Here is a 12,214-nt window from a genome sequence, read left to right on the forward strand (position 1 = left end):
GGGCGCGTGACCTCCTCCGAGAACAGCGCCCCCGCCGCCCTGAGCGCCGCCGATGAGAAAACGCGGTGGCGCGCCTTCGCGGTGAGCGTCGGAGTCGCGGCCATCACGATCCTCGACCTCTCGAAGGTGAACGTCGGCCTGCCGTCGATCGAGCGCTCGCTCGGAGCGGACGCGAGCCAGCTGCAGCTGATCGTCGCGGGCTATGCGCTCGCCTTCGGCCTGGCGCTCGTTCCGGCCGGCCGGCTGGGCGACATCCGCTCGAGGCGCCTTCTGTTCCTCATCGGGCTGACCGCGTTCACGATCACGAGCCTGCTCTGCGCGATCGCCCCGTCGATCGAGCTGCTCGTCGTCGCGCGCTTCCTGCAGGGCGTCGCCGCGGGCATCCAGATGCCGCAGGTCCTCGGGCTGGTGCAGCAGATGTTCACCGGCGCCGAGCGGGCCCGGGCCTTCGGAGTCTTCGGCGCGACCATCGGCCTGTCGACAGCCTTCGGCCCGACCCTCGGCGGCCTCCTGATCGCGATCGGCGGCGAGCAGGACGGCTGGCGCCTGCTGTTCTGGATGAACATCCCGCTGGGCGTCGCCGCGCTCGTGTTCGCCTGGAAGCTGATCCCGAAGAAGCGGTCCCGGCCCAAGGGGGACAGGTCCCTCGACCCGGTCGGCCTGCTGCTGCTGGCGGTCGCGATCTTCGCGTTCATGCTGCCGTTCCTGCTCACCACCGGCTCCTCCTCGGACTCGCCCTACCGCTGGTTCTGGCTGGTCCTCGCGGCGGCGGCCGCCGCGGTCTTCGTGCGCTGGGAGGCCCACTACGCGGCGTCGGGGCGGACGCCCGTCATCGACTTCCGCATCTTCCGGACCAGCTCGTACCGCAACGGCATCCTGGTCGCGACCTCCTACTTCGCCGCGATCCCGGCGACCTTCCTCCTCACCACGCTCTTCCTCCAGCAGGGGCTCGGCCTCGAGCCGGTGTTCGCCGGAATGGTGAGCATCCCGTTCGCGCTGACCTCGGCGGTGACCGCCTGGTACGGCGGCAAGCTGGTGCAGCGCTACGGCCGCGCGCTGGTGGTGCTGGGCATCGTGCTCGTGGTCATCGGCTTCACGCTCGTGCTGCTCGCCGCCGAGCTCCTCCCCGCCGAGACCGCGGCCTACGGCATGGGTGCCGCGATGCTCGTCGCCGGGGCCGGTGGCGGGTTCGTCGTGTCGCCGAACCAGACGCTCACCCTCGCCGAGATCCCGCCGGCGCAGGGCGGCGTGGCGGGCTCCGTCGGCCAGCTCGGCCAGCGCGTGGGCACCGCGGTCGGGACGGCCTGCGCCTCCGCCGTCTTCTTCGCGACGCTGGCGAGCGAGCAGGGGATGGCCGAGGGGCTGGACCAGTACCACGACGCCTTCCGCAACGGGTACTTCGTCACCCTCGGGCTGATCGCGCTCGCGCTCGTGCTCGGTCTTCTCGATCTGCGCCACCGCCGGGTGACCGCCCGCGGAGCTGAGGTAGACTAGATCCCGTAACTCCACAGTGTGCGACGAACGACCCACTCCAGCGGCCTCCGGGCCGTCGAGTGCTCGCGGGGATGATCGGTTTCGACATTGCCTGCGAAACTGCGAGAAGCGGGTCGAGGATCCAGGGTCATCTCGTCAACGATCCCTGGAAAACACAGGTGCCGAACAGAAGCGCACCGACTTCGCTCTCGCTGCCTAAGCCAGAGTAGATAGTCCGTCAGCCCGTGGGTGCGTCCTCGCCCCGGATCCTGGCGTCATCTAGAGGACTTGCTGCGTCGTTACGCCTGAGGGCGACGCGGGACTTGCACTCGGGCTGGGCCCGTCGACCGATGCGCCGATGGTAACGGTCGGGGCCGAGCAGAACGCTCTCATCGGCTACACCCGTAGAAGGCGCAGAATCACAGCGATGGACGGGGGTTCGATTCCCCCCATCTCCACCACCGGTCGTCGTCGCACACTGGGAGCTCCGCTCCACCGCCCTCAGGACGAGCGCACGTCGAGCTGTCTGATCCGCCCGTAGAGGGTGAGCATCGCCAGCCGGTCGTCGTCGTCGTGCGCCGGGCCGGCCAGGGCCTGCGGCGGGGCCCAGTCCCGGTAGAGCACGCCCGGCGCCAGCACGGCCACGGCGGTGCCGGCCGGGTAGTGGGCGCCCCGGTTCACCGGCAGTTCGGCGAACGCGTCGGGGAGGAGCCGGTGCAGCACCTCCAGCAGAGGACGGAGCCGTGCGGCCCGCGCCTCGTGCACGGAGAGGGTCACGGCGTTCATGGCGGCGAGCGCGGCCGCCAGGTGCTCGGCGGCCGCGTCGTCGTCGCACCGCTCGGTGACCAGCAGCGAGACCACCCCGCGCGGCTTCAGCCAGCCGAGCGTGGCGGCCTCGGCGTCGCCGTCCACCGAGACGACCCGGTCGGAGACGTGCGCGTAGTCGTGCAGGAGCCGCGACCAGACGTCCCCCGGGCCGGGCCCGTCGACCTCCGCGACCGCCTCCGCCGCGGCGAGCAGGGAGCTCTGCCGGTGGAGCCTCGGGAACAGGCTGTCGGCCGGTCCCCAGTGCTGCTCGGCCGTGCGCGAGCGCTCGGGGGGTTCCTGGTCGTGCCGGTCCTGCATGTCGACTCCTGAGCCGCCGGTCTCCGCGCCCCCTCGCGCCTGCCGGTCGTCCCTTCACCCTGCGCTCCGCCGGGGCGCGTGTCAATGAGCCGAACGGGGGGTCGACCGGAGCCGTGGTCAGCGAGCGGAGCCGAAGAGGCTGCCGGTGGTGGAGTCGTCGGCCGGATCGAGGACGGCGCAGACGATCGTGCGGTCGCCGTGGCGCCAGCCGACCTCGGAGGGGACCAGCGAGCGGTACTCGAGGGCGGAGTCCCCGTAGGCGATCCCCATCACGGCGCCGAACTCCGGCTCGCAGCCCGCCTCGGCCTGGGCGAGCAGCGTGTTGCGGCTGGTGTAGCGGTCTCCGGGCTGCGCGAACGTGTGGAAGACCTCCAGCGCGTGCTCCTCGGCGCACGGCACGACGTCGACGTCGGCGATGCGGTCGTCGCCCGGGTCGGCCAGGCAGTCGCCGCGGCGCAGGGAGAACACGTCGGAGACGCCGGCGGTCGCCACCGTGCCGCCCTCGTCGCGCACAGCCTCGGGACCGTCCGGCCCGACGACGGAGGAGCAGCCCGAGAGGAGCAGGAGGAGCGCCGCCGAGGCGAGCGCGGCCGTCCGGCTCCTCATCGCGGCGCCACGATCGCGAGCACCTCGTCGTGCAGCAGTCCGTTGGTGGCGACGGCGCTGCCGTGCCAAGGCCCGTCCTCCCCGTCGGCGGAGGTGAAGCGGCCGCCCGCCTCCTGCACGATCGGCACCAGGGCGGCCAGGTCGTAGGGCTTCACGTCGAACTCGCCCGCACCGTCGAGGAGCCCCTCGGCGACGAGCATGTAGGGCCACGCGTCTCCGTAGGCCCGGTCGCGCCAGACGGCGCCGGCGAGCTCGAGCAGCTGCGGGAGGCGGCCCGCGCCGTCCCACTGCTGGATGCTGTTGTAGCTGAAGGTCGCCGAGGCGAGGGTGTCGATCCCCGAGACGCGGAGCGGGCGCGGCTCGGCCCCGGCCTCCAGCTCGACGGCCCAGGCACCCGAGCCCTCGGCCGCCCACCAGCGCGTGCCGAGAGCGGGAGCGGAGACGACTCCGACGACGGGGACGCCGTCGACCGCGAGCGCGATCAGGGTCGCCCAGATCGGGACGCCGCGGAGGAAGTGGGCGGTGCCGTCGATCGGGTCGAGGATCCACTGCCGCGAGGCCTCGCCCGAGGTGCCGAACTCCTCGCCGAGGATCGCGTCGTCCGGGCGCTCGGCGGCGAGCAGCGAGCGGATCGCCTCCTCGACGGCGCGGTCGGCGTCGGTGACCGGGGTGCGGTCGAGCTTCGTGTCCACGACGAGGTCGAGCGCGCCGAACCGCTCCCGCGAGATCGCATCGGCCGCGTCCGCCAGGCGGAGGGCGAGTCGGAGGTCGTCGTCGAAGCTCTGGTCAGCGCTCTGGGGGGTCACACGCCCACGATACCGGTGGGCCCAGCGGAGGCTCCGATCGTCGCCGCGGGCGGTCCGCCGCGCTCGATTTGACGAGACGGGGGGAGACGCTGGTAGTGTGATCCCTCGGTTCGGCACGCACGATCAGCCGGACGAAATGCACCTCTAGCTCAATCGGCAGAGCAACTGACTCTTAATCAGTGGGTTCTCGGTTCAAGTCCGAGGGGGTGCACCACCAGCCCCGCACCTCCTCGTGAGGTGCGGGGCTTCGTCGTTCCCGGGGCCGGCTGTTCCCGGTGCCAGTCCGGGCCCGACCGGACTCGTGGAGGCGCCTCCCGCGGTCCGCCGACCAGGGCTGCAGGCCGGCGACGGCTCCCGGCCGCCTGCAGGATCCTGACTGCGCGTGCGGCGGAGGAGCGGGATCGGCAGCGCCTGAGCATCCGCACGGTGTCCGGCGCAGGACGCGCATCGACCCCCGTTCGCGTGGCAGGATCTCCGTTCGCTTCCGTTTTCCCCTCCAGAAAGGACCGATGTGCCCGAAGACGTCCTCCCCGTGATCGGCTCGATCGCGCTCGCCGTGGTGATCGCGGTCGTGATCGCCGTCGTCGCGACCGCCGTGGTCGCCCTCGTGCTGCGCTCCGTCGGCAAGCGCAAGACCTGGGCGCGCCTGCTGATCCGGCGCCTGCGCATCCCGTTCCGCGTGCTGCTGATGACCATCGCGGTCTGGGCCGCGCTCGCCGCCACCGTGTCGGGGGACCCCTGGCCCGGCCTCGTGCAGCGGGTGTTCCAGATCGCCACCATCGGCGCGGCGGCGTGGGTGATCGGCTCCCTGTTCGTGTTCCTCGAGGACCTGGGCGCCGAGCGCTACCGGACCGACACGGCCGACAACCGCCGGGCCCGCCGCCTCCGCACCCAGATGACGATCATCCGGAGGGTCGCCGTGGCGGCCGTCGTGGTCATCGCGATCGGCGCGTCGCTGCTGACCTTCCCCGAGGCGCGCACGGCCGGTGCGAGCCTCCTGGCGTCGGCCGGCGTGCTCTCGATCGTGGCGGGCCTGGCCGCGCAGTCGAGCCTCACGAACATCTTCGCCGGGATGCAGCTCGCCTTCAGCGACGCCATCCGCCTGGACGACGTGGTGATCGTCGAGAACGAGTGGGGGCGGATCGAGGAGATCACGCTGACCTACGTCGTCGTCCACCTCTGGGACGACCGCCGGCTGGTGCTGCCCACGAACTACTTCACGACCCAGCCGTTCCAGAACTGGACCCGCACAGGGTCCGAGCTGCTCGGCGCCGTCGAGCTCGACCTGGACTGGCGGGTGAGCCCCGAGCAGATGCGCGACGAGCTGCACAGCATGCTCGAGGAGACCGACCTCTGGGACGGGCGGACGAGCGTGCTGCAGGTGACCGACGCGACGGGCGGCTTCGTCCGGATCCGGGTGCTCGTCACCGCGAAGGACGCGCCGACGCTCTTCGACCTGCGCTGCTACGTGCGCGAGCGGCTCGTCTCGTGGCTGCACGAGAACGACCCCGTCGCCCTCCCGCGCCAGCGCGTCGAGATGGAGCGGGAGCCCGCCCCCACCGCGACCCCGCGCCGGCACGGGTCCTCCGCCCCGGACAACCTCTTCTCGGGCGACGAGCGCTCGAACGAGCGCGGCGCGATGTTCACGGGTCTCATCGACCTGCGGGACACCCCGACCCGCGACACCCGCGGAGTCCCCACCCGCGACCCGCGCGACTGACCCCCTCCGCGAGATGCCACCTGTGACGACGACACGCTGAGCACGGGCGTCACAGGTGGCATCTCGCGGGGGTCGGAGCGGGGGGGGCTAGCGGTTGACGGAGCTCATGTCGGCGTAGCGGTCGCCGACGGGGGCCTCGAGCGAGCCGAGGACGTCGAGCTGCTCCGGAGTCAGCACGAGGGCGTCCGCGGCGGCGTTCTCCTCGATGCGCGAGACGCGCTTGGTGCCCGGGATCGGAGCGATGTCGTCTCCCTGGGCGAGCAGCCAGGCGAGCGCCACCTGCGCGGCGGTCGCGTCCGCCTCGGCCGCCACGCGGTCGACGGCCTCCACGATGCGGAGGTTCGCCTCCAGCGCTCCGTCGGCGAAGCGGGGGTTGTCGCGGCGGAAGTCGTCGCTGCCCAGCTCGTCGACCGAGCGGATGCTGCCCGTGAGGAAGCCGCGGCCCAGCGGCGAGTACGGCACGAAGCCGATGCCGAGCTCGCGGAGGACCGGCAGCACCTCCGCCTCGGGGTCGCGGGTCCAGAGCGAGTACTCGGACTGCACCGCGGTGACCGGGTGCACGGCGTGAGCGCGGCGGATCGTCGCGGGCGCCGCCTCCGAGAGGCCGTAGCCGCGGAGCTTGCCCTCCTGGATCAGCTCCGCGAAGGCACCGGCGGTCTCCTCGACCGGGACGCCCGGATCCATGCGGTGCTGATAGTAGAGGTCGATGCGGTCGGTGCCGAGGCGCGTGAGCGAGCCCTCGACGGCGAGCCGCAGGTTCTCCGGGGAGCCGTCGAGTCCGCGGCCCCCGTCGCCGCGGTGGCGGATCATGCCGAACTTGCTCGCCAGCACGACCTCGTCGCGGCGGCCGGCCAGCGCGCGGCCGAGCAGCTCCTCGTTGGTGTACGGGCCGTAGATCTCGGCGGTGTCGAGGAACGTGACGCCGAGCTCGAGGGCGCGGTGCACGGTGCGGATCGACTCCGCGTCGTCGGTGCCGGCGCCGGTGTAGAACGCCGACATGCCCATCGCGCCGAGGCCGAGGCGCGAGACCTCGAGGGCGGCGACGTCGGATCCGAGGGTGATCGTCTTCATCAGTGGGTGGTCCTCTCCTGGTACGCCGCGATCTTGATGTCGATCGCGGCGAGGCTGGCGTGCGTCCGGGCGAGCTGCGCCTCGACCTCCTCGCGGTGCGTCCGGAGCAGCGCGAGGCGCTCCGGCTCCGTCGCGGGCCCGATCCGGAGGAGCCGGGCGTACTCGCGGATCCGCGCGATCGGCATCCCGGTCGCGCGGAGCTTGGTGAGGAAGTCGACCCAGCCGACGTCGGCCGGCCGGTAGCGGCGGTGCTGCGACGAGGCGCGCTCGACCGGGTCGAGCATGAGCCCGGCGCGCTCGTAGTAGCGCAGGGTGTGCACGGTGAGACCGGTGACGGCGGCGACCTGCGAGATCGACAGCACCTCCGGCTCGGCCGGGGCGGCGGTGGCGGTGGACATGGCGTCAACCTACGACTTCGAGTGCGCTCGAGGTCAAGCGGGAGCGGCCGACTCAGCCGACCTCGCGGCTGAAGCCCAGGAGGGCCTCGGCGATGCGGGCGTCCGCCTCCTCGTGGCTGATGGTCGCCTCGCCGTCGCCCGCCTGCGGCCCGTACCAGCCGAAGTCGGCGTGATTCGCGCCGTCGATCTCGACGAGGTCGGCGGAGGAGGGCAGCCGGACGCTCGCGTCGGCGACCTTCTCGGGCGTGCTGAGCCCGTCCTCCGATCCGCTGACGCTGAGGACGGGGAGCTCGGAGCCCGAGAGGTCGTTCGCGCAGTAGCTGCCGAGCAGCACCAGGCCCGCCACCCCCGGGCCGTCGGCCCACTGGCAGGCCCTCACGCCGCCGAGGGAGTGGCCGCCGACGAGCCAGCGGTCGACGCCCTCGGCCTGGCCGGTGAAGGTCTCGAGGGAGCGCAGGTCGAAGAAGGCCAGGTGCAGGATCGGCCGCGTGATCACGACGGTCGCTCCGGCGTCCACCAGCGGCGCCAGGGTCGCCTCGTAGGAGGAGGCGTCGACCTTCGCTCCGGGGATGAAGACCAGGCCCGTGCCGGCCAGCTCGCCGGTCGAGGTCGGCGTCATCACGAGCGCGTTGTCCGTGCGCTCGACCGCGATCGCCGGATCGGCGCGCACCCGCGCGAGGGCGTCCTCGTCGGGGCCGCTGACGATCGAGCTCCAGGTGAGGAAGCCGAGGACCGCGACTCCGAGGACTCCGCCGATGCTCGCGAGCACGATGCGGCGGCGCCTCATCGGGCCGCCGTGATCGCGTCGGCCGCCTGCACGAGGGCGAGGTGGGAGAGGGCCTGGGGGGTGTTGCCCGCGTGCCGGCGACCCTCGACGTCGTACTCCTCCGAGAGGAGGCCCACGTCGTTGCAGAGCCCGACGAGCCGGTCCATCAGGGTCCGCGCGTCGTCGATCCGGCCGGAGTCGGCGTACTGGCGGACGAGCCAGAAGGAGCAGGCGAGGAACGGGTGCTCGCCGCCGGCCAGGCCGTCGACCGAGGACTCGGTCCGGTAGCGGTGCAGCAGGCCGTCCTGCAGGAGCACGCGCTCCAGCTCCGCGACGGTGCCCAGCATCCGCGGGTCGTCGGCGGGGACGAAGCCGACCATCGGCAGCACGAGGAGCGACGCGTCGACCTCGGGCGAGCCGTAGGACTGCACGAAGTGGCCGCGCTCGGCGTCGTAGCCCTGGGCCTCGATCTCGGCGCGCACCTCGTCGCGGAGGCGCTCCCAGGTCTCGACCGGACCGGGCAGGCCGTTCTCGCGCACGGCGCGGACGCCCCGGTCGAGAGCGGCCCAGATCATGACCCGCGAGTGCGTGAAGTGGCGCGGCTCGCCCCGGATCTCCCAGATGCCGTTGTCCGGCCGCTGCCAGTTGGTCTCGACGAAGCCCAGGAGCGCGCGCTGGAGCGGCCAGGAGAACTCGGTCTCGTCCACTCCGGCCACGCGGGCCTCGTGCAGGGCGACCATCACCTCGCCGATCACGTCCGCCTGGTACTGGTCGACGGCGGCGTTGCCGATCCGCACCGGGGAGGCGCCGTCGTAGCCGGGCAGGCTCGGCATCTCGCGCTCGGGCAGGTCGCGCTCGCCGGCGAGGCCGTACATGATCTGGACGTCCTCCGGGGCGCCGGCCACCGCGCGGAGCAGCCAGGCCCGCCACTTCTGCGCCTCCTGCTCGAACCCGTGCGCGAGCAGGGCCTGCAGGGTGAGCGAGGCGTCTCGGAGCCACACGTAGCGGTAGTCCCAGTTGCGGGCGCCGCCGAACTGCTCCGGGAGCGAGGTCGTCGCCGCCGCGACGATGCCGCCGGTCTCGTCGTCGGTGAGGGCGCGGAGGGTCAGCAGCGAGCGGACGACGGCGTCGCGGTGCGGGCCGTCGTAGTCGATCGCCGACGCCCACTCGGACCACCAGGAGAGCGTGCGCTCGAGCGCGCGGTCGACGTCGAGGCGCTTCGGGGCGCGCTGGTGCGAGGGGAACCACGCCATCGAGAGGTCGACGACCGCGTCCGCATCGACGTCGAACTCCGCGGCGTGGGTGTGGTCGACGGCCTTCAGCCGCACTCCGCGCACCACGACCGCGTCGGGACCGGCGACGGCGACGAGCAGCGGGTCCTCGTCCGTCCCCTCCTGCCGCACCCACGGCATGGTGCGGGCGTAGTCGAAGCGGATGCGCAGCTCCTGCCGCATCCGCACGGTCCCCGACACTCCGCGCACCCGGCGGACCAGCTCTGCCCGCTCGTCGCGCAGCGGCATCACGTCGACCACCTCGACGACGCCCGTGGGAGTCGTCCAGCGGGTGACCAGCGCGAGCGTGTCGCCGAGGTAGCGACGCTCGCTCGTCGCCTCCGCGTCCACCGGCCGCAGCGACCAGCGCCCCTGGTCGTCGCCGCCGAGGAGGGCGCCGAAGACGGAGGCGGAGTCGAAGCGCGGCAGGCACAGCCAATCGATCCCCCCATCGCGGGAGACGAGAGCGGCCGTGCGGCAGTCGGAGAGGACGGCGTAGTCCTCGATCGGGGAGACCATGCGGCGATCCTCTCAGGTGCGGCTGTGGCCTCCCAGTCAAGGCGGAGCGGGGCTCCTCAGCGCCGCCGTAGGGTGAGCCGCATGGCACAGACCGTCTCGACCCTGCTCATCCTCGGAGCGACGGGGGACCTGTCCTCGCGGCTCCTCCTCCCCGCCGTCGGCCAGATGCTGACCCGCGAGACCGACCGGCGGCTCCACCTCGTCGGCGCGGGACGCGAGGACTGGACCCAGGGGCACTGGCACGAGGTGCTGACCGCCTCCTTCGCCACCGTCGAGGCGCGGGGCGAGGGCGTGGACGCGCTCACCTCCGGCACGCGCTACCAGCAGATCGACGTCACGGATCCGGAGGCGCTCGCCGCCCTGCTCGCGAGCTGCGACGGGCCGGTGGCGGTCTACTTCGCCCTCCCTCCGGCGATCGCGGCGAAGGCCTGCGAGGCGCTCGCCGCCCACGACCTGCCGGAGGGCACTGTGCTGGCGCTGGAGAAGCCGTTCGGGACCGACGAGGCGAGCGCCCACGCCCTCAACGAGCGCCTCGCCGCGCTCGTCCCCGAGGACCGCATCCACCGCGTCGACCACTTCCTCGGCCGCGCGACGGTGATGAACGTGCTCGGCCTGCGCTTCGCGAACCGGATCCTCGAGCCGCTGTGGTCGGCGGAGCACATCGAGAGCGTCGAGATCGTCTACGACGAGCAGCTGGCTCTGGAGGGGCGGGCGAGCTACTACGACGGCGCGGGCGCGCTGACCGACATGATCCAGAGCCACCTGCTGCAGGTCCTCGCGGTGATCGCGATGGAGCCGCCGTCCTCGCTCGACGCGGCCGACCTCCGGGACGCGAAGTCGATCGTCCTGCGCGCCACGCGCCTGCACGGCGACGACCCCGCCGCGAGCTCGCGCCGTGCCCGCTACACGGCGGGGACGATCGACGGTCGCGAGCTGCCCGCCTACGCGGACGAGAAGGGCGTGGACCCCGCTCGCCAGACCGAGACGCTGGCCGAGCTGGTCGTCGAGATCGACACCTGGCGCTGGGCCGGCGTGCCGTTCACCCTCCGCTCCGGCAAGGCTCTCGGGGAGCGGCGGCGCGAAGTGGTCATCCGCTTCAAGCCGGTGCCGCACCTTCCCCGCGGCTTCGTGGGCACCGAGGCGCCGTCCGTGCTCCGGCTTTTCCTCGCGCCCGACCAGATGTCGCTCGAGCTGAACATCAACGGCCCCGGCGACCCGTACACGCTCGAGCGCGCCTCACTGGAGGCGACCTTCGGCGCAGGCCAGCTGCTGGCCTACGGCGAGGTCATCTCGGGGATCCTCGACGACGACCCGTCGCTCTCGGTCCGCGGGGACGCCGCCGAGGAGTGCTGGCGCATCGTGCAGCCCGCGCTCGACGCCTGGCACGCGGACCGGGTGCCGCTCGACGAGTACCCGGCGGGCAGCGAGGGCCCCGAGAGCTGGCCCGCGGTCTGACGGGCGGGCGTCCGTCGCGGGGGATCTCGATCCGGCGGCGGTGCCGCCTGCTCGATCCCCATGGACGGCGGCGGGGCTCGTCCGGTCGGCGGGAGCGGCGACGGGGCTCGTCAGATCGGCCGGAGGGCGAGGCCCCCGGCCGGACCGCTCGGGTCAGGAGCGGGTCGCGACGGGGGTGTCGACGGCGACGTCGGCGGTGGCCGGCTCCGCCCACACGGCGATCGGCTGCGGCTCCCAGGTGAGGGCGGCCGGCTCCACCGGGGGAGTGGAGGCGCGCATCGCGGGGATCGCCTCGGTGACCGGGGACGACGTCCGCTCGGCTCCGGCGCGGAGCTGCTCCTCCTGAATGGCGGAGGAGAGCTCGTGAGCGAGCGAGCGCGCGAGCATCCCGTGGAAGATCGGGTCGCGGTCGTCGTGGCTGCGGCGTGTGACGACCCAGGCCCCCTCGGATCCGACGAAGGCCGCGAGGCGCTCGTGGACGACGGCGAAGAGCTCGTCCTGCGAGAGGACGGGGGCCGCCTCGACGATCTCGGGGGCCGGCTTGCGACGCCTCAGACGAAACCTCATGACGAACCCCGTTTCCCGTGCTGGCAGCGACTGGGAACAGTGTCGCCGCCAACGCCTCGGGAGAGGGGCTGACACGCCGCCCCGCGGGGAGGCGGCGCGTCAGGAGGGCTCAGCGGTCGCGCTTCTTGCCGCGCTCCTCCTTGGCGAGCTCCTTCGAGTCGTAGGAGACGGAGCCGAGGGCGACGGCGACCGCGATGGCCCAGCTGACCCACTGCAGGGCCAGGCGCCAGTCGCGCGGGCCCTTGCGCGTGGTCTGCAGGATCGACCAGCCGCCGACCATCGCGCTGATGACGCTGGAGTTGAGGATGAACTTGCGCATGCGTGTGCCTCCCGTGTTCACCCCGACGCTAGCGGGTGCGAAAGCTCTCAGAGGAACGCTTGACAGCACGGAGGGGTTGTCCCGCTACGGTGGACCGCCGCCGGGATCCGAATCCTCG

General features: G+C 72.7%; 12 protein-coding genes, 1 tRNA gene and 1 other RNA gene. 5 read left to right on the forward strand and 9 right to left on the reverse strand.

Translation table 11 applies throughout. The features are described from left to right. Window positions 1-6 precede the first annotated feature (6 nt). Together GSU45_RS05750 and ssrA are read left to right on the forward strand one after the other, a co-directional pair. Complete coding sequence (locus tag GSU45_RS05750) at window positions 7-1,494, forward strand: MFS transporter (protein ID WP_159913444.1); 1,488 nt, start codon at window positions 7-9, stop codon at window positions 1,492-1,494. 67 nt (window positions 1,495-1,561) lie between these two features. Beyond that, window positions 1,562-1,934: a transfer-messenger RNA gene (ssrA, locus tag GSU45_RS05755) on the forward strand. A gap of 40 nt (window positions 1,935-1,974) precedes the next feature. Here ssrA and GSU45_RS05760 read toward each other — a convergent pair. The 3 genes from GSU45_RS05760 to GSU45_RS05770 all read right to left on the reverse strand — a co-directional run bounded on the left by GSU45_RS05760 (window position 1,975) and on the right by GSU45_RS05770 (window position 4,010). Then, entirely contained in the window at window positions 1,975-2,598 is a 624-nt protein-coding gene (locus GSU45_RS05760) for a hypothetical protein (RefSeq protein WP_159913446.1), read from the reverse strand. Between the two features lie 117 nt (window positions 2,599-2,715). Then, a complete protein-coding gene (locus tag GSU45_RS05765) occupies window positions 2,716-3,204 on the reverse strand; it encodes a septum formation family protein (protein WP_159913448.1) in 489 nt (162 codons plus the stop codon). Beyond that, window positions 3,201-4,010: an inositol monophosphatase family protein gene (locus GSU45_RS05770; RefSeq protein WP_159913450.1), complete on the reverse strand. Its 810-nt coding sequence runs from the start codon at window positions 4,008-4,010 to the stop codon at window positions 3,201-3,203. Before GSU45_RS05770 ends, GSU45_RS05765 begins: the two co-directional genes overlap by 4 nt. A gap of 138 nt (window positions 4,011-4,148) precedes the next feature. On the opposite strand from GSU45_RS05770, the gene GSU45_RS05775 reads away from it, so the two are divergent. Both GSU45_RS05775 and GSU45_RS05780 read left to right on the forward strand, forming a co-directional pair. Next, window positions 4,149-4,224, forward strand: a tRNA-Lys gene (locus GSU45_RS05775). Between the two features lie 297 nt (window positions 4,225-4,521). Continuing rightward, window positions 4,522-5,730 (forward strand): mechanosensitive ion channel domain-containing protein, encoded by a 1,209-nt coding sequence (locus GSU45_RS05780; RefSeq protein ID WP_208543501.1) that lies wholly within the window; start codon window positions 4,522-4,524, stop codon window positions 5,728-5,730. An 87-nt stretch (window positions 5,731-5,817) separates the two neighbouring features. Here the strand turns inward: GSU45_RS05780 and GSU45_RS05785 are convergent, their stop codons facing one another. From GSU45_RS05785 to GSU45_RS05800, 4 genes are read right to left on the reverse strand one after another with little or no spacing between them, the layout of a single operon-like run. Continuing rightward, entirely contained in the window at window positions 5,818-6,801 is a 984-nt protein-coding gene (locus GSU45_RS05785; protein ID WP_159913452.1) for an aldo/keto reductase, read from the reverse strand. After that, window positions 6,801-7,199 carry a MerR family transcriptional regulator gene (locus GSU45_RS05790; protein WP_104223551.1) on the reverse strand — a complete coding sequence of 133 codons (399 nt, stop codon included), beginning with the start codon at window positions 7,197-7,199 and terminating at the stop codon, window positions 6,801-6,803. Before GSU45_RS05790 ends, GSU45_RS05785 begins: the two co-directional genes overlap by 1 nt. Before the next feature lie 52 nt (window positions 7,200-7,251). After that, on the reverse strand, window positions 7,252-7,986 hold the full coding sequence (locus GSU45_RS05795) for an alpha/beta hydrolase (protein WP_159913454.1): 735 nt from the start codon (window positions 7,984-7,986) through the stop codon (window positions 7,252-7,254). Then, window positions 7,983-9,755 carry a glycoside hydrolase family 15 protein gene (locus GSU45_RS05800; protein WP_159913456.1) on the reverse strand — a complete coding sequence of 591 codons (1,773 nt, stop codon included), beginning with the start codon at window positions 9,753-9,755 and terminating at the stop codon, window positions 7,983-7,985. Before GSU45_RS05800 ends, GSU45_RS05795 begins: the two co-directional genes overlap by 4 nt. Window positions 9,756-9,836: 81 nt before the next feature. Between GSU45_RS05800 and GSU45_RS05805 the strand changes: the two genes are divergently transcribed. Then, on the forward strand, window positions 9,837-11,210 hold the full coding sequence (locus GSU45_RS05805) for a glucose-6-phosphate dehydrogenase (protein ID WP_208543502.1): 1,374 nt from the start codon (window positions 9,837-9,839) through the stop codon (window positions 11,208-11,210). A 153-nt stretch (window positions 11,211-11,363) separates the two neighbouring features. On the opposite strand, the gene GSU45_RS05810 is transcribed toward GSU45_RS05805, so the two are convergent. After that, window positions 11,364-11,777: a hypothetical protein gene (locus tag GSU45_RS05810; protein WP_159913460.1), complete on the reverse strand. Its 414-nt coding sequence runs from the start codon at window positions 11,775-11,777 to the stop codon at window positions 11,364-11,366. A 109-nt stretch (window positions 11,778-11,886) separates the two neighbouring features. Beyond that, a complete protein-coding gene (locus GSU45_RS05815; protein ID WP_159913462.1) occupies window positions 11,887-12,096 on the reverse strand; it encodes a hypothetical protein in 210 nt (69 codons plus the stop codon). Window positions 12,097-12,214: the final 118 nt, after the last annotated feature.

It is taken from the genome of Rathayibacter sp. VKM Ac-2801, assembly GCF_009834245.1.
Taxonomy (GTDB): Bacteria; Actinomycetota; Actinomycetes; order Actinomycetales; family Microbacteriaceae; genus Rathayibacter.

Bases quoted from the DNA above. Each gene is read 5' to 3' on its own strand.
- GSU45_RS05760 (WP_159913446.1), bottom strand. From the start codon at position 2,598: ATGCAGGACCGGCACGACCAGGAACCCCCCGAGCGCTCGCGCACGGCC.
- GSU45_RS05800 (WP_159913456.1), bottom strand. From the start codon at position 9,755: ATGGTCTCCCCGATCGAGGACTACGCCGTCCTCTCCGACTGCCGCACG.
- GSU45_RS05815 (WP_159913462.1), bottom strand. From the start codon at position 12,096: ATGCGCAAGTTCATCCTCAACTCCAGCGTCATCAGCGCGATGGTCGGC.
- GSU45_RS05790 (WP_104223551.1), bottom strand. From the start codon at position 7,199: ATGTCCACCGCCACCGCCGCCCCGGCCGAGCCGGAGGTGCTGTCGATC.
- GSU45_RS05805 (WP_208543502.1), top strand. From the start codon at position 9,837: ATGGCACAGACCGTCTCGACCCTGCTCATCCTCGGAGCGACGGGGGAC.
- GSU45_RS05765 (WP_159913448.1), bottom strand. From the start codon at position 3,204: ATGAGGAGCCGGACGGCCGCGCTCGCCTCGGCGGCGCTCCTCCTGCTC.
- GSU45_RS05785 (WP_159913452.1), bottom strand. From the start codon at position 6,801: ATGAAGACGATCACCCTCGGATCCGACGTCGCCGCCCTCGAGGTCTCG.
- GSU45_RS05795 (WP_159913454.1), bottom strand. From the start codon at position 7,986: ATGAGGCGCCGCCGCATCGTGCTCGCGAGCATCGGCGGAGTCCTCGGA.
- GSU45_RS05810 (WP_159913460.1), bottom strand. From the start codon at position 11,777: ATGAGGTTTCGTCTGAGGCGTCGCAAGCCGGCCCCCGAGATCGTCGAG.